Below are 23,677 nucleotides of genomic sequence, written 5' to 3'. Positions count from 1 at the left end.
CGCGGTCGACGCCCGTCGACAAGAGTCCATTGTCAGTTGACGATTCGGTCGTTCCCCGATAATGTGCGGCCCATGGCCGATTCCGACTTCATCCACCCGGGCGCGATAGTGCGCCAGACCTGTCTCGAGCGCTTCAACCTCAGCGTGACTGAGGCCGCCGCCGTGCTCGGGGTGAGCCGCCAGGCGCTCACGAATCTGCTGAGCGGAAAGTCGGGCATCTCGCCCGAAATGGCGCTGCGGCTCGACAAAGCATTCGGCGGCGGGGCCGAAACGTGGCTGCAGCGGCAACTCGTGCACGACCTCGCTAAGGCGCGCGAACGGCTCGACGAGCTCAACGTCGTCTCGATGGCACGGCAACGGCAGCGTTCGTTGTTTTGAGTGTTCGGGCGTCGAAAGCCAGGGCCCGTTACCGCTGTCTCCCGATACGACTTCGCGTAATTCAGCGATCGACGCGCGTTGCGACGAACTCTCCTTCGAGCTGCCAGGTTTGCCCATCGGGGGCGAGGGCCTCGCCGATCCAATGAAAGCGTTCGGGCGTGATTTCGGTAAACCGCCAGCGCGTCGCCTGACCATCGGGCCGCGCGCCGGTTTGTACGATATCGCGGCCGACACGGCGGCCGATTTGCGTTTCGCGATGGGGGCCGGCGGGATTCTCCCACATGATGCGCCAGGCCCGCAGCTGTGGATCCCAACAGCGCAGCGTCATGCCGTACATATTCATGCTGGTTTCCCGCGGCTCGCGCGAGCCTCTCGGGGGCATGATCCAGACATCGCCGATCGCGCGGCCCTCGAGCACGCGCGCGAAATGCGCCTCGGCCATGAGTCCCCGACCGCGCAAATCCACACCGCGATAATGTAGAACTTCGAGCGACCAACTCCCGATCAGCCAGCCGTAGATGTCGTCTGCGTCGTCGATATCGACGGCGCGTTCCGGCGCTGTCAGTGCGCCCGGGAATTCATGTTGCAAGCTCGTTTCGATAGTATTCATGGATGATCTCCGTGCAACGGTCGGTTCGTCGGTTCATCGGTTCGCGCATCGACCGGCGGCAGGCCGCGGCGCGTGCGATGTTCTATAACGATCCTATGGGGAAGTAAGGGGCAAATCTTGGCAAATATTGCGGCCGGACTCGACGCGGCACTGGCACGGCGGCGCGAGGCCGGTGCACGCGCGAGCACGACGCCGCGCACGCTCGTTGCGGGCGAGGGTTGGCAGGTGGCCGATGTGCTCTGCACGCATGGGCCGAACGACGTTCCGTTCGAGGAGCGGCACTCGCGCATGCTCGTCGCGCTCGTCGTCGCTGGTGCGTTCGAGTATCGGACGCCGTCGGCGCGGGCATTGATGACGCCGGGCGCGGTGATGCTCGGCAATGACGGCGAGTGCTTCGAGTGCGGCCACCGGCACCGCGAAGGCGATCGCTGTATTGCGTTTCGCTATACCCCGGCATACTTCGAGCGAATTGCGGCGGACGTGGGCGTAACGCCGCGCGGCGCGCGTTTCGGCGCCGCACGCATCGCGCCCTCGCGCGCGTTTGCTCCGTTTGTCGCGGGTGCTTGCGCGGGCATATCGATGCAACGCGCACGCGGCTGGGACGCGCTCGCCGCAGCGCTTGCCGCACATGCGCTACGGCACACCGCGGGCCTTTCGCCGCGCGATACGCGCGGTGCCTCCAGCGCGGCGATCGAACGCGTGATGCAGATTCTTCAGTTGATCGACGCAGCGCCCGAGAGCGAGCTCGGCCTCGATCGCCTTGCCGAGCATGCCGGACTGAGTCCTTACCACTTCCTGCGTACGTTCGAGCAGGCCACGGGCACGACGCCGCATCAATACGTCGTGCGTGCGCGATTGCGGCTCGCGGCTCAGCGTCTCGCCGATGCGCCCGGCAAAATCGTCGACATCGCGCTCGATTGCGGGTTCGAGGACGTTTCGAACTTCAACCGCGCTTTCCGGGCCGAATTCGGCGAAAGCCCGCGTGCGTACCGCGCGCGGCTCACCGGCTGACGGGGCGTGATGGCTCGCTGGCGTACAGGGTGCCGCGCAGGCGGTTTCGTTCTTGCACTGCGTGCGATCGCCCTGGCCACTGCCGTCTCGTGCGCGAGCGCAATGGCTCGGGCGTCGCAAGATGCGCCGTCGACAATCGAATCGGACGTGCATCGCTTCGTAGTGCAACGGGACGGGACCTTGGAGGAGTATGACGACACGACATTGCGCGCGAACACGTCGAGCGGGGTCGATGCGATCGCACAGCATTACGTGTGGTTCGACAAGGACACCGAAAAGCTCACGATCGTGACGGCCGAGTCGATCGATCCGGGCGGGGTGCGGCATCCGGTCGGGCCGGAGGCGATTCGCGACGTGCAGGAGCCGCGTGCGTCAGGTGCGCCGACGTTCGAGGACGGTGTCTTGCGGACGATCATTTTCCCGGGCGTGGAGCCGGGCTGGCGAATCCACGTCGTCTTTCACAAGGTTCGTGGCAAACCGATCGAGCCCGGTGCGTTCAGCTATTTCGTCGCGCCGACGCGCGAGCCCGTCGAGTCCCAACAGCTCGTCTTCGATTTGCCCTCGGACGTGCCGCTTCATGCCGATGCGCGCGGATATGTCGGCGAGCCGCCTGTGACCGACGGTGCGCGCACGCGCTACGCCTTCGATTATCGGCATGGCCCCTATGCGGCGACGGAGCCCGGTGCGGTCGGCTACGCACAAGACGGCGACCGGTTGATGGTCACGACCGACGCGGACTTCGTCGCGTTCGCCGAGCGATACCGGGCGGGCGCCGCGGACGCGAGCGCCGCGGATCCGGCTATCGCCGCGCTGGCGCATGCGTTGACGGACGCGCAGCCTGACCCGGTTTCGAAAGCTCGCGCCATCTACGATTGGATGCGCGCGAACATACGTTATGTGGCGCTTTTCGTGGGCGAAACAGCGGCGCGGCCGCATCGGGTGATCGATGTCCTGCGCAACCGCTATGGCGATTGCAAGGATCACGTCGCGCTTTTCGGCGCGCTGCTCGCCGCGGCCGGTATTCGGAGCGAGCCGGCACTGCTCGGTCTCGGTCCTGTGTACACGCTGCCGTCGGTGCCCGGTTACGGCGCGAGCGCGATCAATCATGTGATCGTCTGGATGCCGGAGCTCCAGACGTTTGCCGATACGACTGCGGGCGGCATTGCGTTCGGGTATCTGCCGCCCGGCGTCATGGACCGGCCCGCGCTGCTGGTCGACGAAGCGCGCATGGTGCGCACGCCTGCCGTCGAGCCGCGCGAGCGCGCATCGCGCGTGCAGATCGACATCGATGCGAGCGGCGCCGCCCGTTACGCTTATCGCGTCGAGGACAGCGGCTGGACAGCGGAACTCGAGCGCAACGTGTTTCGCCGCGCGACGCACGAGCGCGTGCAGCAAATTGCGTACGAACGTCTGCATAACGCTGGTTTGCGCGGGAGCGCGACGATCGTTGCCGACGATGTCGCGGGCACGAGCGGACCGTTCGCGGTCTCGATGACGGGCGCGCTCGAGCATGTGATCTGGCCCGACGGGATGACGGGCATGCCGGCGATATCGAGTCTATCCGGCGGGATCGCGACGCAGGTCGAGCAGTGGCTGGCGGCCGGTGTGCGCACCCAGCCGTTCGTCTGCATCGGCGGCGGATTCGACGAGGCGGGCCAGATTGCGTTGCCCTCCGGCATGCGCGCGGTGTTCGTGCCGAACGATCTCGAATTGAGCGCGGGTGGCTTGCACTATCGCTCGCACTACGTGTTCGATCCGGCGACGCATATCGTGCAAATCACGCGCCGGCTGCAGGCGCGCTTCGGCAAACAAGTCTGCAGTCCTGACGAATTCGCGGCGATGCGCCCAGCGCTCGAACGCATGGAGCGCGACGCGCTGGCGCAAGTCATCGTCGCGCCGCGCCTCGATGAATCCTCGCGTTCGAGGTAATACGATGCCGAATCGCGATCCGATTCGCCCGGGCGTCATCGTGAGCGGCGGCAACGTCGATGTGGCGCGTTATGGGGCATGGCTGGCGGGCTGACACCGCACGTTGGTCGACCTGTCGTCAGCGCGAAGAGGCCTCCAACGTCGGCGTCGCGCTGCCGGTGCTGCGGCGCACGCGTGAGATCGTCGTGGGCGCGCTCTCCGACAAACGCATCATATGGCGCAGCGCCATCATCGCGCCGATCGATTCGAGCACGGCCGCGGGCACCCACATGATGAGGCCGCCGAGGCTCTGATCGAGCACGGGCGGGATCGAAGTGAACGCGCGTCCGCACAGCGTGAAGATCGGATAGAGGTCTTGCGATGAAAAAGTGATGATCGCGCCGACGAGAATCTGCGGCGTCATGGTGATCACGGGGGAAAGCACGCGCAAGCCGGGCCGCGTGCGGCTCGGCGGCGCACGGCGGTGATCGAGCAGCATCCACCAATAGGCGAGGCCGCTCACGGCCACCGACCAGTTCATGAGCGTATAGAGGCGCCAGTCGAGCATCGCGACGAATTGGACCGACGGGACGAGCCAGAGAACCACCGAAACGACGAACGCAAGCGAAATGACGGTGGGGTTGAGCAAGGTCGCAGCGGCCAGACGTGCCGACGCGCTGCGCTGCCAGCGCCGTAGCGCGGGCCGCCATGCGAACGGCAGCCCCGCGCGCAGGACACTGCCCGGATACGAGGCCATCAGCACGAGCGGCGCGAGATGGTGCAGCACCAGGTGCTGCAGCCGATGCACGAAGAACTGGTGCTCCGCGTAGTAATCGAGCCGCGTGTGGAGTGCGAGATAAAACAGCACGAGGCCGGTCCAGAACGCGGCTTGACGCGCGATCGTCACGGGGGCGCGCCGCGCGCCGCGCGCATAGAGCACGGCTGTGACGAGCACAACGGCGACAAACGCGGGAGAGGGCTCCCAAGGGTCGAGCAGGCTGATGACGGACATGGCGATGAGTGATACGGCAGTCGTACGCTTCGCGGTACGGCCCGCTGCATATTAACAGCATCGCTGGCGCGGCCCGGCAATCGGCGCGGCTTCATCGGTCCAGGAAGACCCCCTCGTTCGCCATGGCGCGCTGCACGGCCGGGCGTGCCGAGACACGCCGCACGATCCCGGTCCAAGCCGGATAGCGCTCGCGCATCGGCAGACCGATCCGGTTGCCCCAGCGATAGAGCACGAGCAAAAACGGATCGACGATCGAATAACCGCGCGCGACGGCCCACGGGCGCCCATCGGCGAGCTCCGCTTCGATGCAAACGCAGGATTGTTCGATGGTGCGTCTGCCGGCCGCGCTGATCGTTTCGCACAACGCAGGATCGGAGACGAACCGCAGTGGGCGCCATAGCTCGCCGTAACCGACGCCGTGCACCCAGCCGGCGAGCCACGCGAGCCATTCGTGACAGCGTGCCTCGTCGAGCGCGTTGTCGCTCGGCAACAGATTCGCCTCGGGGTGCCGTCGCGCGAGAAACGTGAGAATCGCGGGCAGTTCGGTCAGCACGCGTGTTTCGCCGGCGATGGCCAGCGCGGGCACGCGCGCTTTCGGGTTGATGGCCAGGTACTCAGGCTGTGTGGTCTCGCCTCGCGCAACCGAGACTTCCTCGCGCTCGAACGGTATGCCGATTTCTTCGAGCGCGATATGAACGGCCAACGAGCAGGCACCGGGCGAATAGTAGAGTCGATAGTTCATTTGGCTTTCGTCGCAAAGATTCGGGTGAATTCGCGACGACGAGTCTAGCCAGCGCGGCCGCGACCGGCAAAGCAGGAATACTGCGCTCGAGCCATTAGCATCTCTAATGGCTCACCGGGTCCGCCTGATCGGTATGTCCCGCGCTCGCTCACAACTTCCACGACGCGCGGATGCGCTCGCGCACATCGCCCAACCGCGAAGCCGGCTCGTTGGAAAACACGAAGCGCAGATAGCGCTCGGCGCCGGGGCCCCAGTTCGTCATGGGCGTAGCGGCAATCTTGCCGTGTGCGAGCAATCGTCGCGACGCCTCGCCCGGCTCGATGCCGAGCGCATCGGTATCGATCAGCAGCGACCAGCCACCGTGCGGCCGCACGACCGGCAGGTCGGCCAGTTGCGCGACGAGGACGTCCCGGCGCTTTTCCCATTCGGTTACGGCCGCGGCCACGCCGTCGTCGGCCGCCGTCAGCGCGGCGGCCGCACCGGGCATGGCAATGCCGACCTGACAGACGACGTTCGAGAGGCTCGCAAGCCGAACGTCGCGCATGATCGTTGCGGGGCCGACGATCCAGCCGATGCGCCAGCCGATCATCCGGTACTCCTTCGAGACCGCGCCGACGCTGATCGTGCGCTCGCGCATGTCGGGCAAACCGGCCGGATGAAGCACGGCGCGGCCATCGAAGAGAATCCGCTCCATGGCGGCGTCATAGACGAGCCATGCGCCGGCGCGACGGCAGTGTTCGGCGATCGCCTGCCATTCGTCCGCCGTGGCGACATAGCCGCTCGGCATCGATGGCGACATCATCAGAAACGCCTTCGTGCGGGGTCCCACGGCCGCGGCCAGGCTGTCGAGATCGAGCCGCCAGCCGTCGGCGCCGGCTACGAGCCGCGCGAACTTCGGCACACCGCCCGCGAGATGGACGCGATTGATGAGCCCGGCGTAGGTCGGCGTGGTCAGCACGACTTCGTCGCCGGGTTCCAGGATCGAGAGCAGCACGTTGAAGATACCGGCCAGCCCGCCGGCCGAAACGATACACTCCGTCGCGGCGTCGTAGCGGTGCCCCGCGGCGCGCCCGACGCGCTCGGCGGCGGCCTGCCGCAGAGCGGGCAGGCCGAGAAACGGCAGGTAGCTGTTGGCCGCGTCGTCGTCGACGGCTTCGCGCGTGACCTTCAAGGCTGCCGCGGGCGGCCGGAGGTCAGTGTCGAGGTTTTCGAGCCGTAGAATGTCCGCGTCGTGCATCGAGTCCGCCGCGTCGCCGACCCGGTCGACACCGATGCCGGGGATATTTCGCAATCTGGATACCGTCATATCGACCTCCCAATGAGTTTTAATATATTAAAATGAAAAAGTCGGCCGATGCAAAAGTTTCTTCGGTGGCGCTTGCCGACCGTATCCGCGAACGCATCGCGAGCGGCGAGTTGCCGCCCGGCACGCAGTTGCGGCAGGACCGCCTCGCGGCCGAATTCGGAACGAGCCACATTCCCGTGCGCGAGGCGTTTGCGCAGTTGCAGGCGAGCGGGTTCGTCACGCTGGTGCCGAATCGCGGTGCGTTCGTTTCGGCGATGAGCGCATCGGAAGCCGAGGAACTCCAGGAAATGCGCGTGGCGCTGGAGCTCATCGCGCTCGACGCGGCGATCGATGCGTTCGGCCCGGACGACGCTCGGGCCGCGCGCGAGATTCTCGAACGCGATCGCAAGGCGCGCGACGTCGAGGCCTGGTCGAAGGACAACTGGGCATTTCACCGCGCCATCTACGCCGCGGGCGGTAAGCCGCATCTGCTCGAGACGCTCGAAGTACTCTGGCGCAAGGCCGACCGCTATTTGCGGCTGGTCTGGCAGATCGAGCCGTACCAGGAGACCTCGTGTGCGGAGCACGCGGCTATTCTCGAGGCCGTGATTGCGCGCGATCGCCGTAGGGCGAAAGGTCTGACGAAGGCGCATATCGCGGCCGCGGGCGCGGTGATGAAAGCGGCGTTGCGTGCGAAAAACCGCGAAGCGGGTGCATGATGCGCGAAACACTCACGCCACGACCTGCCGTACGATGACCGGTTCGCGTCTTCCCCCCATGCAGACGTTGCGCGCGTTCGAAGCTGCCGTGCGGCTCGGCAGCTTCACGCGCGCAGCGGACGAACTCGCGCTGACGCAAGGTGCGATCAGCCAGCACGTGCGCGCGCTCGAACTGCGCCTGGGCACCGCGCTGTTCGTGCGTGAGCGTTTTGGCGCTGTCGCGACGCCGGAGGCTCACGCGCTCGCGCTGCAGGTGCGTCAGGGACTCGAGGTGCTGCAGCGCGCATTCGAGCGCGTACCGCCACGCCAGCGTACCCGCGAAGCGCGCAAGCCTGAACCGACCAAGCTGACGGTGAGCGTGCTGCCGCCGTTCGCCGCGCGATGGCTCGCGCCCCGTCTTCCATCGTTTTTGCGCCGTCACCCCGATATCTCGCTGCAACTGCGTCCCGAGGCGGCGCTCGCGCGTTTCGACCGGCACGATGGCGTGGACGTGGCGTTGCGCTACGGGCCCGGCGCGTGGCCTGACCTCGAGGCCGAGCGGCTGATGGACGAGGAGGTATTCGTCGTGGCGAGCCCCGCTTATCGCGGGGGGCGGCTGCCTCGACGGTTCGCCGATCTCGCGCGCTGCACGTTGCTGCGTCATGCTTCGCAGCCCTGGGAGCCGTGGTTCCAGGCCGTCGGCCTCGATCTGACCGAGCCGCGCGGCGGGCCGCTTTTCACGGACGCCGGTGCGCTCATCGACGCCGCGGCGAACGGGCTCGGCATTGCGCTCGCGCGCGCGACGCTCGTCGAAGCGGAGCTTGCGAAGGGTGCCCTTGTCCGGCTCTGGCGGCGCAGTATCAAGGACATCTACGCGCACTTCATCGTCTGGCGCTCCGACAGCGCGAAACGCGATGCGATCGATGCGCTGCGCCGCTGGCTGCACGAAGAGGCCGCCGCGGCGCGCTAGCGCCACCGTGTTTTCGGTATTTGTCTTCCTCGCACAGTTGAAAACGAACAGCGGTTTTGCATAAGCGTGATATCGAATCCGATAATCGAAAAGAACTACGGATTGTGACGCCTGTGAGCAGTCGATGCCGACTTAAACTCGGTTCCGTCGAATTAATATGAATTCAACAAAGCAAGACGGCGAATCGGGGAAGAAGCTCGACAACGGCGCGCGCCGCCGCGAGCTCGTCGATCACGGAGAACGGCATGTCTACGACGGATATGACGCGTGCTGATGTAGCCGCGTTCATCGAGCGCGAGTTTTCGCGCCCACAGAGCAACAAGGTACTACATACGCATCCCAGTCCGATGTATTGGCGGGCGAACGATGGTAAGACCCGCGAACGCTGGGAGAAGCGGGCGCATTTGGCGAAGCAGCGCCGGTTTAAAGACAACCTTTACCTGGGCATTCCATTTTGTATTCCGACCGATCCGGCTCATTGCGGATTTTGTCTTTTTCCAACACAGGATTATCGAGGAAAGTCTCAAATTTCCGATTACCTCGATTATCTCGAGCGTGAAGCGGAGCTTTTTGGCGATATGCTGTCGGGCGATACGCTGGCATCGCTCTACGTCGGCGGTGGCACGCCGAACCTGTTGCGTGACGGCGAGTATGCGCGCCTCATGGCGATCGTTCGGAAACTCTATGGTGACGTGGCGCCCCGGATCGAGAAGACTCTCGAGGGAATCCCGCAGCTTTTCACGCGTGACAAGGTCGATGCCATTCGCAGCGCCGGCTTCACACGCGTAAGCATGGGCGTGCAGCAACTGAGCGACCGGCTGATCCGCTATAGCGGCCGCAAGCAGACGCGCCAGCAAGTGATGGACGCGCTTGCCTATTTCAACGAGGCCCAGCTCGCCTGCAACGTGGACCTCATTTACGGGTGGCCCGAGCAGACCGTCGACGACATGCTGTTCGACCTCGACGAACTGGTGCGCTCGGGCGTTCGCCATATCACGCACTATCAGCTCAATATCGCGGGGCGCAGCGACTTCAGCAAGGCGCAACGTGCGCAGTTGCCGCCGCTCGAGGAGACCATCGAGATGTATCGTGAATCCGTGCGATTTCTGACTGCCCGGGGGTTTCGTCAAGCGACCGTGTATGACTGGGAGCGGACCGACCCTGACGGTGACGGGCGCTTCGAATTTGCCGGCGCCGAGCGCTACGAATACGAGACGCACTTGCGCTGCCTCTTGAATATGGAGGGTAGCGAGCTCGTCACGCAGCACATGATCGGCATCGGCTATGCGGCGATCAGCATGCCCCCATCGTCGTGGAACCCGGACGACGGGCTCAACTGGTTGCAGATGAATCATCGCTCGCTCGAGGCGTACCATGCCGCGATCGATGCCGGGCAGTTTCCGGTCGACAGGCAGTTCGTGCAGGCCTTGCCGGACATGAAGCTTGCATGGCTCTTCCAGGAGATGCAGACGATGAATATCGATCTATGCGCCTACGAAATGGCGTTCGGGTGCGACGCCATCGGCGAGTTCGAGCCAATCTGGGAGGAGCTCGGCGCGCGCGGGTGGATTGAAATCGAAAACGACGCGATCCGTTTCGTCGATATCGGGGCTTTTCACATCCCCATGCTGCAAGCGCTGATGAGCCAGACGCGGCTACGCCAGTTGCGCGATGGTGTGGACCTCGGGGGCGGCACGCGGCGCGTCGTTCCGATTCACGCCGAGATATGACCACGCTCGCCGAATGCATTTCGACCCGTGACGGTGTGCGGCTCGCCCTCACGCGCGTGGGCAATGGCCGGGGCGCGCCCGTCGTCCTCACGCACGGTACGTTCTCGAACCACCGCTGCTGCATGGCGCTCGCCGAGTACCTGGCCCGCCGTGGGCTTGCATGCTGGGTCTTCGACTGGCGCGGGCACGGCCGCAGTGCAAAGGCGCCGACGCCTTACACATTCGACACGGTCGCGCGCGAAGATGTCGAGGCCGTCGTCGCTGCGCTCGGGACGAAAAGCGGCGGGCAACCGATTTACTGGGTCGGGCACAGTGGCGGCGGGCTCATTGCGGCGATGTGGATGGCCCGCAATCCGGCGCGCGCGGCACGTGAATTCGGCGGACTCGTGTTGTTGGCCAGCCAGGCGACGGCCGCGGCGCTGACTTGGCGCAACCGCGCGCGCGTGCGGGCGATGGCCGCGTGGATCGCCTGCGGTGGGCGCTTGCCGAGTTGGCTCTTGCGCGTCGGTCCGGAGGGCGAAGAGCCGCGGCTCATGCGCCAATGGTGCCGGTGGAGCCTTGCCCGGACGTTCGACGGCGAGGACGGCTTCGACTACCTGGGCGCGCTCGGCGCCGTCGAAGTACCGCTGCTTGCGCTCGCGGGCAGCGGCGACGCGTTCATCGCACCGGAGCAAGGGTGCGCGAGGCTGGCCAACGCCTTCGGCGGCGTGGATCGTACCTACCGGCTGTGCGGCCGCGATCGCGGTTTTAGCGAAGACTATACGCACGAGCGCTTGATCGTCTCGCGCAATGCCGCGCGCGAAACCTGGCCGCTCATCGGGCGCTGGCTCGCGGAGCACGGCGCGCATGGCGCGCACGACGAGCGGTTTGCCTGAGCCAAACGCAACACGGCGCCCGAAGGCGCCGTGTCATGCGGCACGACGGCGATGCCTGGGCGCTGTGTCAGAGCCCCGCTTTCGTGGCAACGGTCACCCACTGGCCGTTCTTGACCTCGTAGACGGTCGACGAGCCTTGCTTGAGCGAACCGTTCGAGTTGAATGCGATATGGCCGGTGATGCCGTCGAAGCTGATCGCCTTGAGCTTCGGACGGTAGTCCTCCGGCTTGATCGAATTCGCGGCCTGCATGGCTTTGATGGCCGTCCATGCGGCGTCGTAGCCGAACGGTGCGTACGACAGCACATCGACGCCGAACTTCGCCTTGAATTTGCTCGCGAACTCCTTACCCACCGGCGTGCTGTCGAGCGGGCGACCGTACTCCCAGGCCATGGCGCCCTCGGCGGAGTCGCCGGCGAGCTTGATGAAGTCGATGTCCTTCACGCCGCCGCCGCCCACGAACTGAGCCTTGATGCCAAGCTGGCGCATCTGCTTCATGATGCCCGCGGCTTGCGGGTTGAGCGCCGCGACGAAAATGAGGTCTGGGTTGACGCCTTTGAGCTTCGTGAGCTGAGTCTTGAAGTCGGTCGCGCTGTTCGTCGTATATTCGCGTCCCACGATATTGCCGCCAGCCTTCTTGACGGCCTTCTCGAACTCGTCGGCTTCGCCCTGACCGAATGCCGTCCGGTCGTCGATGATCGCGATGCGCTTGGCCTTGGTCGTCTGCACGGCATACGTGCCTGCCGTACCCGCGTTTTGCGCATCGCTCGAAATCACCATGAACACGTTCTCGTAGCCGCGCCCCGTGATGATCGGATTCGTGGCGGCCGGATCGATGTCGGGAATGCCCGCTTTCTGGTAGATCTCGGAGGCCGGAATCGTCGTGCCCGAATTGAAGTGGCCGACGATCACGTTCACGCCCTCATCGACGAGTTTCTGTGCCACTTGTGAACCGGTCTTGGGGTCCGCCTGATCGTCCTCTGCGACGAGTTGGAACGATGCGGGCTGTCCGTTGATCTTGATGCCTTGCGCCTTGGCATCGTCGAGCGCCAGCTGCACGCCGTCCTGGAGATCCTTGCCGTAGCTGGCGTTGGGGCCCGTGAGCGGGGCGGCAAAGCCGATCTTGACCGTCACATCGGCGGATGCGGAAAACGGCACGACTGCGAGAAGCGCTCCAACAGCAACTGCGATAGGGGTAATCGTCTTCGCGAAACGCATGTTCTTTCCTTTTGGCGACAACATGGAAAACGGCGGTGGTGTGCATCCCGGCATGCGCGCGAAGGTGCGCGACGCGCGGATCTCCTCCGCGCCGAAAACGCCGGTGCACGACTCTTGTTCGGTGAGAGGGCGTGTGGCGGAACCTCCTGGGATTCGTAGTTTTCGTCGATCTGTGCCGCCGGCGCGTCGGCCTGCCGCGGCACTCCCTTGACGCGAATATAGGAAGCCAATAAGAGGCCGTCTTGACCGTTCGCGTCGTCCAGTATGCGCATTTCGGCATAGCGATGCTGCGCCGGCAATCAGGGCAAACACGCTCGTCCTCGAAGGCACCGCCCGCGCGGCGGCGATGCGCGTCAGGCGGCCCCGACGAACCACGCGCCGAGCCACTCGCGCGGACGCGCGATATCGTCTTGCGCGGCGACGAGTTCGAGCTCGTAGCGACCGGCGTCGTAGGTCGCCTTCAGCACCGCGTGCACCGCGGCGGACGTATGCTCGAGCGCGGTTCGCACCGAATCCCCTGTGAGGCGCCGTGCGACGAATATGGCACTCGTGAGCTCCGAGACGCCCACGGGCTGGCGGGCGAACGGGTAGCGCGGATACTGGCTCATCCACGCCTCGCTCGCTGTCACCGCGAGCAGGTTGACGCGGTCGGCCGGACTGTTGCGATCCCGCAACTGCTTGACGAGCACGAGTTGCGGCCCGCGCGCGATGATCTCCCGACAGGACACGACGGCTTCGTCGACGGTCTCGATTGCGCGGCCGGCCAGCTTTTGCAATGTCTCGTGATTCGGAGCCAGGCCGTCGGCGGTCGCCGGCATCGCGGCGAGCAGGTATTCGTCGACGTGGGCGCCGGCGCCCGCGCCGATGACGGGCGTGGCGAAGTGCCACGCGCGGGGATTGGCCGCCTTCACCGCCTTTACGATGTCGACGACCGCCTGCACCTGCGCAGTCGAACTCAAGTAGCCGGAGAGCACGGCGTCGCAGCGCCGCAACACGCCGATGGTACCGATTCCTTCGACGAGTTCGCTCATCTGCGCGGCGTCGATCGCGCTCCCGGCCCAGTGTCCGTACTGCATGTGATTCGAAAACTGCATCGTCTCGAGCGGCCAGACGTTCACGCCGAGGCGTTGCATCGGGAACACCGCGGCACTGTTGCCTACATGGCCGAACACGACATGCGGCTGTATGCTGAGAACGTTTTTCATGGTGGCTTCGCTTCGCGCGGCGCGCGCGCTTCGAGGTCGACTGGCCCGCGGGCCGGCGCGAGTCGCTTCGACCGCGCGTGCGGGCGGCGGGAAAACAGCATCTACTTAAACACGATACATGACTTGCTGCGTCGCGTCATCGCTCGGGGCCGGATACCGCACGTTGTACGCCGGGCCGCCGTGCCCGATGCAGCGTCCACGCGACGGAATCCAGTAGTCGATACGCGTTGCGGCACTGCTTATGCCTCGCACTGCTACAATTACGGGTTTGCGGCTTCGACCTTCAGGCGCGCGGGCGGGGCTCGTTTTCCCGCCGGGACCTGCGGACGAGGCACGCGCTCGACTTCTACGAAGGAGCAACGACCCGTGCGAGCCAGCATCGTTTCATCGCGGTTGACCGTGGCGTACCGCAAGCCGGTCCGTTGCGTGCCGCCATTGGCGGGGCGCGCGCGGTGAACGCGGCGGTGGCCTCGGCATTGTCCGATTGGATGCTGGTGATGCTCGCGTGCGCCGCGGCGGCCTATGCGCTTGCGGCGGCGTTTGCCATGCCGTCGGCACGGGCGTTCAGCCGGGCCCGTCCCGCCCGGCCGCCCGCGAGAGCGTCGGGCGTAAGCGTGCTCAAGCCGCTGTGCGGTGCCGAGCCGCGGCTTTTCGAAAATCTCGCGACTTTCTGCGAGCAGCGCCATCCGTGCTACCAACTGCTTTTCGGCGTGTCATCGCCGAACGACGCGGCCATCGGTGTCGTGCGGCGGCTGCAGGCCGTCTACCCCGGGCGCGATATCGAACTCGTCGTCGATTCACGCGTGCACGGCAAGAACCTGAAGGTGAGCAATCTGATCAATCTTGCCGCGCGTGCGAAGCATCCGCTCATCGTCGTGGCGGACAGCGACATCGCGGTCGAGCCCGGCTATCTGGAAGCGGTCACCGCGCCGTTGGACGACCCCGAAGTGGGCATCGTCACGTGCCTTTACCACGCCGAAAGCGTCGGCGGTTTCTGGACGCGCGTGGGCGCGCTGTTCGTCAACGAATGGTTCGCGCCGTCGGTGCGGCTCGCGCATGCGGGCGGTTCCCGGCGTTTCGGGTTCGGCGCGACGCTCGCGCTGCGCGCCACGACGCTGGAATTGACGGGCGGCTTTGCCGCCCTCAAGGATTGCCTGGCCGACGATTACTGGTTGGCCGAGCATGCGCGCGTGCGGGGTCTCGAAACGGTGTTGTCGGAGGTCGTGGTGGCCACGGACGTCATCGAGCCCGATTTCGCGTCGCTGTGGCGGCGCGAGACGCGCTGGCTGCGCACGATCCGCTCGATCAACCCGGGCGGTTTCGCGTTTCTGTTCGTGACGTTCACGATGCCGTGGGTCGTACTGGCCGCACTGCTTGCCTACGGGCTCGCCGGCCATGGCGCACCCGTTCGCGCGGCGGTGCTGGCAGCGGCCGCGGTGCTCGGCTTGCTCGCGCGGCTCGCGGTACACGCGCGGGGTGCACGCCATATCAGCACGTTCTGGCGCGATCTGCCGCTCGTGCCGCTGCGCGATGGGTTGCTTGCGCTGCAGTGGCTTGCCGCGGCGTTCGGCTCTCACGTCACCTGGCGCGGCGCCCGGGTACCCGTCGTGGCGCGTGTGGCGGAGGGCTCCGATGGCTCCTGACGCCGCGTCCACTCAGTCTTCTTCTTTTCATCCGTATTCATGCAGGTTGCCGGAGCATCCATGAAATCCCTGTTCTTGCAGGCCCCGTCCTATGACGGCTTCGACGGCGGAGCCGGATCGCGCTATCAGGCCAAGCGCGAGATCCGCTCGTTCTGGTATCCGACCTGGCTCGCGCAGCCCGCGGCGCTCGTGCCCGGCAGCCGCGTGCTCGACGCGCCGGCCGACGGCCTCTCGGTCCAGGCATCGCTCGACATCGCCGTCGAATACGACGTCGTTTTCATCCATACGAGCACGCCGTCGTTTCCGACCGACGCGCTTTTTGCGCAGGACCTGAAAAAGCGCAAGCCGTCGGTCCTGATCGGCATGGTGGGCGCCAAGGTGGCGGTGGACCCTCATAACTCGCTCACGGCGAGCGACGCGATCGATTTCGTCTGCCGCGAGGAGTTCGACTTCACCTGCAAGGAAATCGCCGAAGGCAAGCCGTTCCCGGAAATCAAGGGTTTGAGCTGGCGCGCGAAGGACGGTGCGATCGAGCACAACGAAGCGCGTCCGATCCTCGAAAACATGGACGAGCTGCCGTTCGTCGCGCCCGTGTACAAGCGCGATCTCAAGATCGACAACTACTTCATCGGCTATCTGAACTACCCGTACGTGTCGATCTACACGGGGCGCGGCTGCAAGTCGCGCTGCACGTTCTGCTTGTGGCCGCAGACGGTCAGCGGCCACCGCTATCGCACGCGCTCGGTCGATAACGTGCTCGAGGAAGTGAAGTGGATTCGCGAAAACATGCCCGAAGTGAAGGAGATCATGTTCGACGATGACACTTTCACCGACGACACGCCGCGGGCTGAAGCGATCGCGCGCGGGCTCGGCAAGCTCGGCGTGACCTGGTCGTGCAACGCCAAGGCCAATGTGCCGTATTCGACGCTGAAGATCATGAAGGAAAACGGCCTGCGCTTGTTGCTGGTCGGCTACGAGTCGGGTGACGATCAGATTCTCGTCAACATCAAGAAGGGCGTGCGTACCGATTTCGCGCGGCGCTTCAATGCGGACTGCAAGAAGCTCGGCATCATGATTCACGGCACCTTCATTCTCGGCTTGCCCGGCGAGACGAAGGAGACGATCCGCAAGACGATCGAGTATGCGAAGGAAATCAATCCGCATACGATCCAGGTCTCGCTGGCCGCGCCTTATCCCGGTACGACACTCTATAAGCAAGCCGTCGAAAACGGCTGGCTCGAAGAGAACAAGGTCATCAATCTCGTCAGTAACGAAGGCGTGCAGCTCGCCGCGATCGGCTATCCGCATCTGTCGCGCGATGAGATCTATCACCACCTCGAGGCGTTCTACAAGGAGTTCTACTTCCGCCCCTCGAAGATCTGGGAGATCGTGCGCGAAATGCTGACGAGCTGGGACATGATGAAGCGGCGTCTGCGCGAAGGCGTCGAATTCTTCCGCTTCCTGCGCGCCCACGAGGCATGAGCTCAACCCTCGTACGGAAATAATCGGGTGTCTCGTTCTGCCGCGAGGGCACTAATCGTCACGGCCGACGATTTCGGCCTCGATGTGCGCGTGAACCGGGCCGTCGAACGCGCGCATCGCGATGGGGTGTTGACGAGCGCGAGCCTCATGGTGAGCGCACCGGCGGCGGGCGACGCCGTCGAGCGCGCACGTCGGCTGCCGGGCCTGCGCGTGGGCTTGCACCTCGTACTCGCGGATGGGCCGGCGATGTCGTCCGCGGCCGAGATTCCCGCGCTCGTCGGTGCCGACGGCCGGTTCGGCGATGCGATGGTGCGCGACGGTTTTCGCTTCTTTTTTCTGCCCGCCGTGCGCACCCAACTCGCGCGCGAGATCCGCGCGCAGTTCGAAGCGTTCGCCGCAACCGGTTTGACGCTCGACCACGTCAACGCCCATAAGCATTTCCATGTGCATCCAACGGTGCTGTCGCTCGTCCTGTCGATCGGTCGCGAGTATGGGCTCGAGGCGATCCGTCTGCCGTTCGAAGCGCACGCGCCCTGGTGGCTCGCGCCCTGGATCGCGCTGATGCGCGCGCGGCTTGCACGCGCTGGGATTGCGCACAACGATTACGTCGTCGGTATCGCAAACACGGGTGGCATGGACGAAGCCGTCGTGCTCGACGCGCTGGCCGCGTTGCCCGAAGGCATCGGCGAAATCTACTGTCACCCCGCGGAGCCCGGCGCACCGGGGCAGGGGCCGATCAGCTCCTCGATGCGCGAATATCGCCACGCAGACGAACTGGCTGCACTCCTCTCGCCGCGCGTCGCCGCGGCGATGGCGGGCATCCCCAGAGGCGGATTCGCCGATGTCTGCGGTGCAGGCGTCGCAGGGATATCGGGCCCAAGCGCCGCGCAAGGCCGTCGGCTATGACGAGGTGGTTCAAGTGGGCCGGCTGGCCCATCGGTATTGCCATCCTGATTGCGCTCGTCGTGCGCAACGGAGCGGGCGACGTCGTGCACATCATCGGCGAGGCCGGGTTCGCGCTGCTTTGGCTAGTGCCGTTTCACGCGCTGCCGCTCTTGCTCGATGCGCGCGCATGGCAGTTGCTGCTGCGAGGGCGTGCGCCGCTCGTCTTTCTGTGGTGGGTCGCGACGGTCCGCGAGGCGGTGGGGCGGCTCTTGCCCGTCGTGGGAGTGGGCGGCGAGATCGTCGGCATTCGCCTCGCGCGCTGGCACGTGAGCGATGCGTCTCGGGTCAGCGCCTCGGTGATCGTCGAGGTATTGATCACGATCGCCGTGCAGTACGCGTTTTCGGCGCTCGGGCTCGTGCTGATTTTTGCGTCGACGGGTGGGGCGGGCGCGAAGACGATCGCGCTGGCGCTCGCGATGTCGCTGCCGCTTCCCTTCGTGACGATCGCGCTGGTGCGCCGCGGGGGGCTATTTCATGCCATCGAACGCTTCGCCGTGCGCGCGCTCGGCAGCGAGCATCGGCTGCTGCAAGGAATCGACGGCAAGCGGCTCGATGAAGAAATCGACGCGCTCATGAGAAAGACGGGGATGCTCGTGAGGGCCTTCGCCTGGCAACTCGCCGGATATGTGCTCGGCGCGCTCGAGACTTATTGGGCGCTGGCGTTGCTGGGCCACCCGGTCTCGATTGGCGGCGCCATCGCCATCGAGGCGCTCACGCAGGCCGTGCGCCACGCCGCGTTCATGGTGCCCGCGGGACTCGGCGTTCAGGAAGCTGCCGTGGTGCTGCTTGCGCAGATGTTCGGGGTCGACCGCGAAGTCGCGCTGTCGCTTGCGCTCGTCAAACGCATGCGCGAGGTCGTCTTCGGCTGTGCGGCGCTTGCGTCCTGGCAATGGGCCGAGCTCTCGCGCGGGCGCAATCTCGTACGGTAGGCGTGAACAGGCCGGGCGCATTCCAAATATCGAAAATGCGACGGGAAGTTTTCGCAATTCACGCCGAGCCGCGCGGGCCGGCTCGCTGCAGCGACCGCGCACGAGCGGCAGGGCGGGACCTGCGCGCTCGATAACGCGGATGTTGCACTGCCGCAAAGAGCAGCGCGCCATTTGCGGAAACATTTTTCGCTTGCGACGATCCGCGCCATCCCTCTGACGGAGATGCGCGTGTTTCTCTACGGGTTTGGACCGGTGTTGCTCGCGGGCACGCTGAAGACGATCGAGTTGTCGGTGCTCTCGCTGGCCGTGGCGGTGCTGCTGGGCCTCGCCGGCGCGCTGGCCAAGCTCTCGCGCCGGCCGGCCGTGGCGGGCGCGGCCACGGCCTACACGACATTGATCCGTTCGGTGCCGGATCTCGTGCTGATGCTGCTGCTCTTTTACAGCATCCAGATCGCCGTGAATCAGCTGACCGACGCGCTCGGCATCGAACAGATCGATATCGATCCGTTCGTCGCCGGCGTGCTGACGCTCGGTTTCATCTATGGCGCCTACTTCACGGAAACGTTTCGGGGCGCGTTCATGGCCGTGCCCCGCGGGCAGCTGGAAGCCGGCATGGCCTACGGGATGAGCGGCGCGCGCGTCTTCGCACGCATCCTCTTTCCGCAGATGATGCGCTTCGCGCTGCCCGGTATCGGCAACAACTGGCAGGTGCTCGTCAAGGCGACCGCGCTCGTTTCGATCATCGGTCTTGCGGACGTCGTGAAGGCCGCGCAGGACGCCGGAAAGAGCACGTTCAACATGTTCTTTTTCGTCCTCGTTGCCGCGCTGATCTATCTGGCCATCACCACCGTGTCCAACATCGCGCTGATTTGGCTCGACCGCCGCTATTCCCTCGGCGTGCGCAAGGCGGAGCTATGATCGACATTCTTTCCCAGTTCGGCTGGGCGTTTCTCTATTGGGACGGGCAGGGCCTCTCGGGCCTGGCCATGACGCTCTGGCTGCTCGTCGCCTCGCTCGCGATCGGCTTTACGATGGCCGTGCCGCTTGCCGTTGCGCGCGTTTCGCAAAATCGCTGGTTGTCGGTGCCGGTGCGCTGCTATACCTACCTCTTTCGCGGCACGCCGCTTTATGTGCAGTTGCTGCTCATCTACTCGGGTCTTTACAGCCTCGAAGTCGTGCGCGCGCATCCCACGCTGAACGAATTTTTCCGCAGCGGCCTGAATTGCGCCATCCTCGCCTTCGGTCTCAATACGGGCGCCTACACGACGGAGATTTTCGCGGGCGCGATCCGCTCGATCTCGCATGGCGAAGTCGAAGCTGCGCGCGCCTACGGCATGCACCGCTTCACGATGTATCGGCGCATCGTCTTGCCCTCGGCGCTGCGACGCGCGTTGCCGCTTTACAGCAACGAGGTCATTCTCATGCTGCATGCGACGACGATCGCATTTACCGCCACGGTGCCCGACGTGCTCAAGGTCGCGCGCGACGCCAATTCGGCAACCTATATGTCGTTTCAGGCATTCGGCATCGCCGCATTGATCTATCTTGCGGTATCGTTTGCGCTCGTCGCGCTATTCAGACGGGCCGAACAGCACTGGCTGGCGTACCTCGCGGTCGGCCGCCGTTGAATTACTCGAGGAGAGCACGGTGCTTCAAGCGACATCCCCATCCACCGCCGTCAAGCTCGCGGCGCTCGATATCCACAAACGCTACGGCGACAACGAGGTTCTCAAGGGCGTGACGCTCGAAGCAAACGCCGGCGACGTCATCAGCATCATCGGCGCGAGCGGTTCGGGCAAGAGCACGTTCTTGCGTTGCATCAACTTTCTCGAACGGCCGAATGCCGGGCAGATCGTCGTCGACGGCGAGGCGGTGCGCACGCGCGCCGACCGCTCGGGCAACCTCGAGGTGGCCGACCACAAGCAGCTCCAACGCATGCGCACCAAGCTCGCGATGGTGTTTCAGCACTTCAATCTGTGGGCGCACATGACGGTGCTCGAAAACGTCGTCGAAGCGCCGATCCATGTGCTCGGGCTCTCGCGTCGCGAGGCCGAGGAACGCGCACGCGCGTACCTCGAGAAGGTCGGGCTCGCGCCCCGCCTCGAAAAGCAGTATCCGTCGCACCTGTCGGGCGGGCAGCAGCAACGCGTGGCGATCGCACGCGCGCTGGCCATGAACCCGGACGTGATGCTCTTCGACGAGCCCACTTCGGCGCTCGATCCGGAGCTTGTCGGCGAAGTGCTGAAAGTCATGCAGAAGCTCGCCGAAGAAGGCCGTACGATGATCGTCGTCACGCACGAGATGGGGTTTGCGCGCAACGTCTCCAACCATGTCATGTTTTTGCACCAGGGCCGGACCGAGGAAGAGGGCGATCCAGCGATCGTGCTCACCCAGCCACGAAGCGAGCGGCTGCGGCAGTTCCTGTCGGGTAGCCTCAAATAAGCCAGACATGCGGTTAGTCCTGTCGAGACCGGCTCATGGACCCACCGCCCGATCGGCGCCGGGCGCGCCCCGCCTATCCGAAGCAGGTCAGCCGTTCGACGTGGGGAGAACGTGATGGTACGCGCCGGCCAGGTCGTGCCGAGCACGTCAGGCGCGCCGCGCGCCACGGAGGTCGTCATCGTGGCGCTGCCGCCCGTTTCGATGTCCGGGCTCGGCCCGATCGTCGATACGCTGCGCCTCGCCAACGAAATCGACGGCCGCCTGCTTTACCGCTGGCGGATTTGCTCGTGGGATGGCCGGGCCGTGCCGCTCGAGGGTGGCGCCACGTTGGCGGCCGATGGCGCATTCGGCGACGGCATTGCCTGCGATTGGCTTATCGTCGTCACGGAGCGTTTTCAGCAGTTCGCCGATTACCGGCTCTTTCTCGCATCGCTCGCGCGCGTGGGCCAGCGCACGCCGCTCGTCACGGGTATTCATCATGGCGTCTGGTGGCTCGCCATGGCGGGCCAGCTCTCGGGCTACCGGGTGAGCGTGAATTGGGAAACTTATCAGCAGTTTGCGGAGCAGTTCGAGCGCTCGATCGTGACGCAGCAGCTCTTCGAGATCGACCGCGACCGGGCGAGCTGCGCGGGCGGTCAGGCCAGTGCCGACTTCATGCTTGCCATGGTCGCGCGCGAGCACGGCCCGGAGTTGGCCGAACGCATTGCCGACGCGTTGGGCCTCGGCGCGCTGCGCGCAGGCGAGGAGCGCCAGCGCATTCCGCACGTCACGGCGCCCGGCGAACGCCATCCGCGGCTCAACGACGCGTTACAGCTGATGGATGCGAATGTCGAAGATCCGCTGACGACGGACGAGATCGCGGAACTCGTCGGGATCTCGCGCCGTCAGCTCGAGCGGCTCTTCAAGCAGTATCTCGGCGCGATGCCGTCGAAGTACTACCTCGGTCTTCGGCTCACCAAGGCACGTTTGCAACTGCAGCGCTCGAGCAAATCGATCGTTCAGGTCAGCCTGGCATGCGGATTTTCGTCGGCCGCGCATTTTTCGAATGCGTACCGCGAACGGTTCGGCCTCACGCCGCGCGAAGAGCGCCGCAACTGGATTGCGCGACAGCATGGCGCGGGCGCGCCGTTTGCGGGCGAGCCCCGTGCGGGTGCGCTGATCGAGCCACCCGACACGGATGAGGGAGCGGCGCGCGGCGAACCCCGATAGATCGCGTCGCTCGTGCGCAAGACGGCGGCGCGAACGTTTTCTACACTAGCAGTATCCGCAGTACGAATACGAGCGGTTTCGAGCTGTTATTACCTCAACGAGGATCTGCCATGAACGATTTCGCTGTCAACCGCCAGACGTTCGACGACGTCATGGTGCCCGTCTTCTCGCCTGCGCCTTTCGTACCGGTGCGCGCAGCGGGCTCGCGTGTCTGGGACTCCGAAGGGCGCGAGTACATCGATTTTACGGGCGGCATCGCGGTGACGGCGCTGGGGCACACGCACCCTGAACTCGTGCGCGTGCTGCGCGAGCAGGGCGAGACGCTGTGGCACGTCAGCAACGCCTATACGAACCAGCCCGTGCTGAGGCTGGCCAGCCGGCTCGAGGCGCTGACGTTCGCCGAACGTGCATTCTTTGCGAACTCGGGCGCCGAAGCCAACGAAGCCGCGCTGAAACTGGCGCGCCGGGCCGCGCTCGAGCGTCACGGCCCCGAGAAGATCGAGATCGTCTCGTTTTCGCAGTCGTTTCATGGCCGCACGCTGTTCACTGTCAGCGTCGGCGGCCAACCGAAGTATGCGGAAGGCTTCGGCCCCGTGCCGGCCGGTATCGTTCATTTGCCGTACAACGATATCGAGGCGGCGCGCGGCGCAATCGGTACGAAAACGTGTGCGGTCATCGTCGAGCCCATTCAGGGCGAGGGTGGTGTGATTCCTGCGGATCCCGCGTTTCTGCGGACATTGCGCGAGGCGTGCGACACGCATGGGGCGCTGCTGATCTTCGACGAAGTCCAGACGGGCGTCGGCCGCACGGGCCATCTCTACGCTTACATGGATACCGGCGTGACGCCGGATATCCTCACGACCGCCAAAGCGCTCGGCAACGGTTTTCCGATCGGCGCGATGCTGACGACGAAAGCCATCGCGGCGCATTTCAAGGTGGGCGTGCACGGCACGACTTACGGCGGCAACCCGCTCGGTGCCGCGATTGCGGACAAGGTCATCGAGCTCGTCAGCGAGCCCGCTCTGCTCGATGGCGTGAAGCGTCGCGGGGCAGCTCTGACAGCGCGGCTCGATGCGATCGGCAAGCGGTTCGGACTCTTCAAGGAGATTCGCGGCAAGGGCCTCCTGATCGGTGCCGAACTCGTCGCGGCATTCGAGGGGCAGGCGAAGGACTTCGCGAACGCCGCCGCGCGGCATGGCGTGATGCTGCTGATCGCGGGGCCGAATGTGCTGCGTTTCGCGCCATCGCTGATCATCGACGATGCCGATCTCGAAGAAGGTCTCGCGCGGCTCGAAAAAGCGATCGAGGAGACCGTCGCGGCGGCTGCCGACGCATCGGCCCGTTGAACCCGGGTTCGTCCCGCCACTTATGTCGACGCCTGTGGCAG

General features: G+C 65.3%; 22 protein-coding genes. 16 read left to right on the top strand and 6 right to left on the bottom strand.

The genetic code is table 11. The features are described 5' to 3' along the window. The first annotated feature begins 72 nt into the window (after positions 1-72). On the top strand, positions 73-378 hold the full coding sequence (locus VGL01_RS25720; protein WP_331574452.1) for a HigA family addiction module antitoxin: 306 nt from the start codon (positions 73-75) through the stop codon (positions 376-378). A gap of 61 nt (positions 379-439) precedes the next feature. On the opposite strand, the gene VGL01_RS25715 is transcribed toward VGL01_RS25720, so the two are convergent. Further along, complete coding sequence (locus VGL01_RS25715; RefSeq protein WP_331574450.1) at positions 440-988, bottom strand: hypothetical protein; 549 nt, start codon at positions 986-988, stop codon at positions 440-442. Between the two features lie 117 nt (positions 989-1,105). Between VGL01_RS25715 and VGL01_RS25710 the strand changes: the two genes are divergently transcribed. Beyond that, positions 1,106-1,999 (top strand): AraC family transcriptional regulator, encoded by an 894-nt coding sequence (locus VGL01_RS25710; protein WP_331574448.1) that lies wholly within the window; start codon positions 1,106-1,108, stop codon positions 1,997-1,999. A gap of 102 nt (positions 2,000-2,101) precedes the next feature. Further along, entirely contained in the window at positions 2,102-3,928 is a 1,827-nt protein-coding gene (locus tag VGL01_RS25705; protein ID WP_331574505.1) for a DUF3857 and transglutaminase domain-containing protein, read from the top strand. A gap of 118 nt (positions 3,929-4,046) precedes the next feature. Here VGL01_RS25705 and VGL01_RS25700 read toward each other — a convergent pair whose 3' ends face one another. The 3 genes from VGL01_RS25700 to VGL01_RS25690 form a co-directional block, all read right to left on the bottom strand. Beyond that, on the bottom strand, positions 4,047-4,919 hold the full coding sequence (locus tag VGL01_RS25700; protein WP_331574446.1) for a cytochrome c oxidase assembly protein: 873 nt from the start codon (positions 4,917-4,919) through the stop codon (positions 4,047-4,049). Positions 4,920-5,010: 91 nt separating this feature from the next. Further along, complete coding sequence (locus VGL01_RS25695) at positions 5,011-5,661, bottom strand: glutathione S-transferase family protein (protein WP_331574444.1); 651 nt, start codon at positions 5,659-5,661, stop codon at positions 5,011-5,013. 148 nt (positions 5,662-5,809) lie between these two features. Further along, positions 5,810-6,967, bottom strand: coding sequence for a pyridoxal phosphate-dependent aminotransferase (locus VGL01_RS25690; protein WP_331574442.1), 1,158 nt, complete (start codon positions 6,965-6,967; stop codon positions 5,810-5,812). 32 nt (positions 6,968-6,999) lie between these two features. Here VGL01_RS25690 and VGL01_RS25685 point away from each other — a divergent pair, with 32 nt between their 5' ends. From VGL01_RS25685 to VGL01_RS25670, 4 genes are all read left to right on the top strand, one after another. Further along, complete coding sequence (locus tag VGL01_RS25685; RefSeq protein ID WP_331574440.1) at positions 7,000-7,665, top strand: GntR family transcriptional regulator; 666 nt, start codon at positions 7,000-7,002, stop codon at positions 7,663-7,665. A gap of 34 nt (positions 7,666-7,699) precedes the next feature. Beyond that, entirely contained in the window at positions 7,700-8,614 is a 915-nt protein-coding gene (locus tag VGL01_RS25680; protein ID WP_331574438.1) for a LysR substrate-binding domain-containing protein, read from the top strand. A gap of 245 nt (positions 8,615-8,859) precedes the next feature. Continuing rightward, positions 8,860-10,344: a coproporphyrinogen-III oxidase family protein gene (locus VGL01_RS25675; protein WP_331574436.1), complete on the top strand. Its 1,485-nt coding sequence runs from the start codon at positions 8,860-8,862 to the stop codon at positions 10,342-10,344. Further along, positions 10,341-11,219, top strand: coding sequence for an alpha/beta fold hydrolase (locus tag VGL01_RS25670; protein ID WP_331574434.1), 879 nt, complete (start codon positions 10,341-10,343; stop codon positions 11,217-11,219). The genes VGL01_RS25675 and VGL01_RS25670 overlap by 4 nt, the downstream gene beginning before the upstream one ends. Before the next feature lie 67 nt (positions 11,220-11,286). Here the strand turns inward: VGL01_RS25670 and VGL01_RS25665 are convergent, their stop codons facing one another. Next, complete coding sequence (locus tag VGL01_RS25665) at positions 11,287-12,435, bottom strand: branched-chain amino acid ABC transporter substrate-binding protein (protein ID WP_331574432.1); 1,149 nt, start codon at positions 12,433-12,435, stop codon at positions 11,287-11,289. A 353-nt stretch (positions 12,436-12,788) separates the two neighbouring features. Beyond that, positions 12,789-13,640, bottom strand: coding sequence for a pyridoxal kinase PdxY (gene pdxY, locus VGL01_RS25660; protein ID WP_331574430.1), 852 nt, complete (start codon positions 13,638-13,640; stop codon positions 12,789-12,791). A gap of 488 nt (positions 13,641-14,128) precedes the next feature. Here pdxY and hpnI point away from each other — a divergent pair, with 488 nt between their 5' ends. From hpnI to VGL01_RS25615, 9 genes are all read left to right on the top strand, one after another. Continuing rightward, on the top strand, positions 14,129-15,283 hold the full coding sequence (gene hpnI, locus VGL01_RS25655) for a bacteriohopanetetrol glucosamine biosynthesis glycosyltransferase HpnI (RefSeq protein ID WP_331574503.1): 1,155 nt from the start codon (positions 14,129-14,131) through the stop codon (positions 15,281-15,283). A gap of 39 nt (positions 15,284-15,322) precedes the next feature. Further along, the gene (gene hpnJ / locus VGL01_RS25650) at positions 15,323-16,765 is read left to right on the top strand and encodes a hopanoid biosynthesis associated radical SAM protein HpnJ (RefSeq protein WP_331574428.1); all 1,443 of its coding nucleotides are present in this window, start codon (positions 15,323-15,325) and stop codon (positions 16,763-16,765) included. 27 nt (positions 16,766-16,792) lie between these two features. Beyond that, positions 16,793-17,671: a hopanoid biosynthesis-associated protein HpnK gene (gene hpnK, locus VGL01_RS25645; RefSeq protein WP_331574426.1), complete on the top strand. Its 879-nt coding sequence runs from the start codon at positions 16,793-16,795 to the stop codon at positions 17,669-17,671. Then, positions 17,668-18,639 (top strand): lysylphosphatidylglycerol synthase domain-containing protein, encoded by a 972-nt coding sequence (locus VGL01_RS25640; RefSeq protein WP_331574424.1) that lies wholly within the window; start codon positions 17,668-17,670, stop codon positions 18,637-18,639. The genes hpnK and VGL01_RS25640 overlap by 4 nt, the downstream gene beginning before the upstream one ends. A 228-nt stretch (positions 18,640-18,867) precedes the next feature. Beyond that, a complete protein-coding gene (locus VGL01_RS25635; protein ID WP_331574501.1) occupies positions 18,868-19,557 on the top strand; it encodes a histidine ABC transporter permease HisQ in 690 nt (229 codons plus the stop codon). Then, complete coding sequence (locus VGL01_RS25630) at positions 19,554-20,267, top strand: ABC transporter permease (RefSeq protein WP_331574422.1); 714 nt, start codon at positions 19,554-19,556, stop codon at positions 20,265-20,267. Before VGL01_RS25635 ends, VGL01_RS25630 begins: the two co-directional genes overlap by 4 nt. Before the next feature lie 19 nt (positions 20,268-20,286). Further along, the gene (locus VGL01_RS25625) at positions 20,287-21,081 is read left to right on the top strand and encodes an ABC transporter ATP-binding protein (protein ID WP_331574420.1); all 795 of its coding nucleotides are present in this window, start codon (positions 20,287-20,289) and stop codon (positions 21,079-21,081) included. A gap of 114 nt (positions 21,082-21,195) precedes the next feature. Continuing rightward, positions 21,196-22,290 carry a GlxA family transcriptional regulator gene (locus VGL01_RS25620; RefSeq protein ID WP_331574418.1) on the top strand — a complete coding sequence of 365 codons (1,095 nt, stop codon included), beginning with the start codon at positions 21,196-21,198 and terminating at the stop codon, positions 22,288-22,290. A 110-nt stretch (positions 22,291-22,400) separates the two neighbouring features. After that, entirely contained in the window at positions 22,401-23,636 is a 1,236-nt protein-coding gene (locus tag VGL01_RS25615) for an aspartate aminotransferase family protein (protein WP_331574416.1), read from the top strand. The last annotated feature ends 41 nt before the right edge of the window (positions 23,637-23,677 follow it).

The sequence above is a fragment of the Trinickia sp. genome, from assembly GCF_036503415.1.
In the GTDB taxonomy this organism is placed as follows: Bacteria; Pseudomonadota; Gammaproteobacteria; order Burkholderiales; family Burkholderiaceae; genus Trinickia.
This window is presented reverse-complemented; position numbering and strand designations above follow the sequence as displayed.

What these genes read in the sequence shown, in the direction of transcription:
- pdxY (WP_331574430.1), bottom strand. Translation starts at nt 13,640, where the DNA reads ATGAAAAACGTTCTCAGCATACAGCCGCATGTCGTGTTCGGCCATGTA.
- VGL01_RS25620 (WP_331574418.1), top strand. Translation starts at nt 21,196, where the DNA reads ATGGTACGCGCCGGCCAGGTCGTGCCGAGCACGTCAGGCGCGCCGCGC.
- VGL01_RS25685 (WP_331574440.1), top strand. Translation starts at nt 7,000, where the DNA reads ATGAAAAAGTCGGCCGATGCAAAAGTTTCTTCGGTGGCGCTTGCCGAC.
- VGL01_RS25680 (WP_331574438.1), top strand. Translation starts at nt 7,700, where the DNA reads ATGACCGGTTCGCGTCTTCCCCCCATGCAGACGTTGCGCGCGTTCGAA.
- VGL01_RS25690 (WP_331574442.1), bottom strand. Translation starts at nt 6,967, where the DNA reads ATGACGGTATCCAGATTGCGAAATATCCCCGGCATCGGTGTCGACCGG.
- VGL01_RS25630 (WP_331574422.1), top strand. Translation starts at nt 19,554, where the DNA reads ATGATCGACATTCTTTCCCAGTTCGGCTGGGCGTTTCTCTATTGGGAC.
- VGL01_RS25665 (WP_331574432.1), bottom strand. Translation starts at nt 12,435, where the DNA reads ATGCGTTTCGCGAAGACGATTACCCCTATCGCAGTTGCTGTTGGAGCG.
- VGL01_RS25675 (WP_331574436.1), top strand. Translation starts at nt 8,860, where the DNA reads ATGTCTACGACGGATATGACGCGTGCTGATGTAGCCGCGTTCATCGAG.
- VGL01_RS25670 (WP_331574434.1), top strand. Translation starts at nt 10,341, where the DNA reads ATGACCACGCTCGCCGAATGCATTTCGACCCGTGACGGTGTGCGGCTC.
- hpnJ (WP_331574428.1), top strand. Translation starts at nt 15,323, where the DNA reads ATGCAGGTTGCCGGAGCATCCATGAAATCCCTGTTCTTGCAGGCCCCG.
- VGL01_RS25715 (WP_331574450.1), bottom strand. Translation starts at nt 988, where the DNA reads ATGAATACTATCGAAACGAGCTTGCAACATGAATTCCCGGGCGCACTG.
- hpnI (WP_331574503.1), top strand. Translation starts at nt 14,129, where the DNA reads ATGCTGGTGATGCTCGCGTGCGCCGCGGCGGCCTATGCGCTTGCGGCG.
- VGL01_RS25615 (WP_331574416.1), top strand. Translation starts at nt 22,401, where the DNA reads ATGAACGATTTCGCTGTCAACCGCCAGACGTTCGACGACGTCATGGTG.
- VGL01_RS25720 (WP_331574452.1), top strand. Translation starts at nt 73, where the DNA reads ATGGCCGATTCCGACTTCATCCACCCGGGCGCGATAGTGCGCCAGACC.
- VGL01_RS25705 (WP_331574505.1), top strand. Translation starts at nt 2,102, where the DNA reads ATGGCTCGGGCGTCGCAAGATGCGCCGTCGACAATCGAATCGGACGTG.
- VGL01_RS25640 (WP_331574424.1), top strand. Translation starts at nt 17,668, where the DNA reads ATGACGAGGTGGTTCAAGTGGGCCGGCTGGCCCATCGGTATTGCCATC.
- VGL01_RS25700 (WP_331574446.1), bottom strand. Translation starts at nt 4,919, where the DNA reads ATGTCCGTCATCAGCCTGCTCGACCCTTGGGAGCCCTCTCCCGCGTTT.
- VGL01_RS25695 (WP_331574444.1), bottom strand. Translation starts at nt 5,661, where the DNA reads ATGAACTATCGACTCTACTATTCGCCCGGTGCCTGCTCGTTGGCCGTT.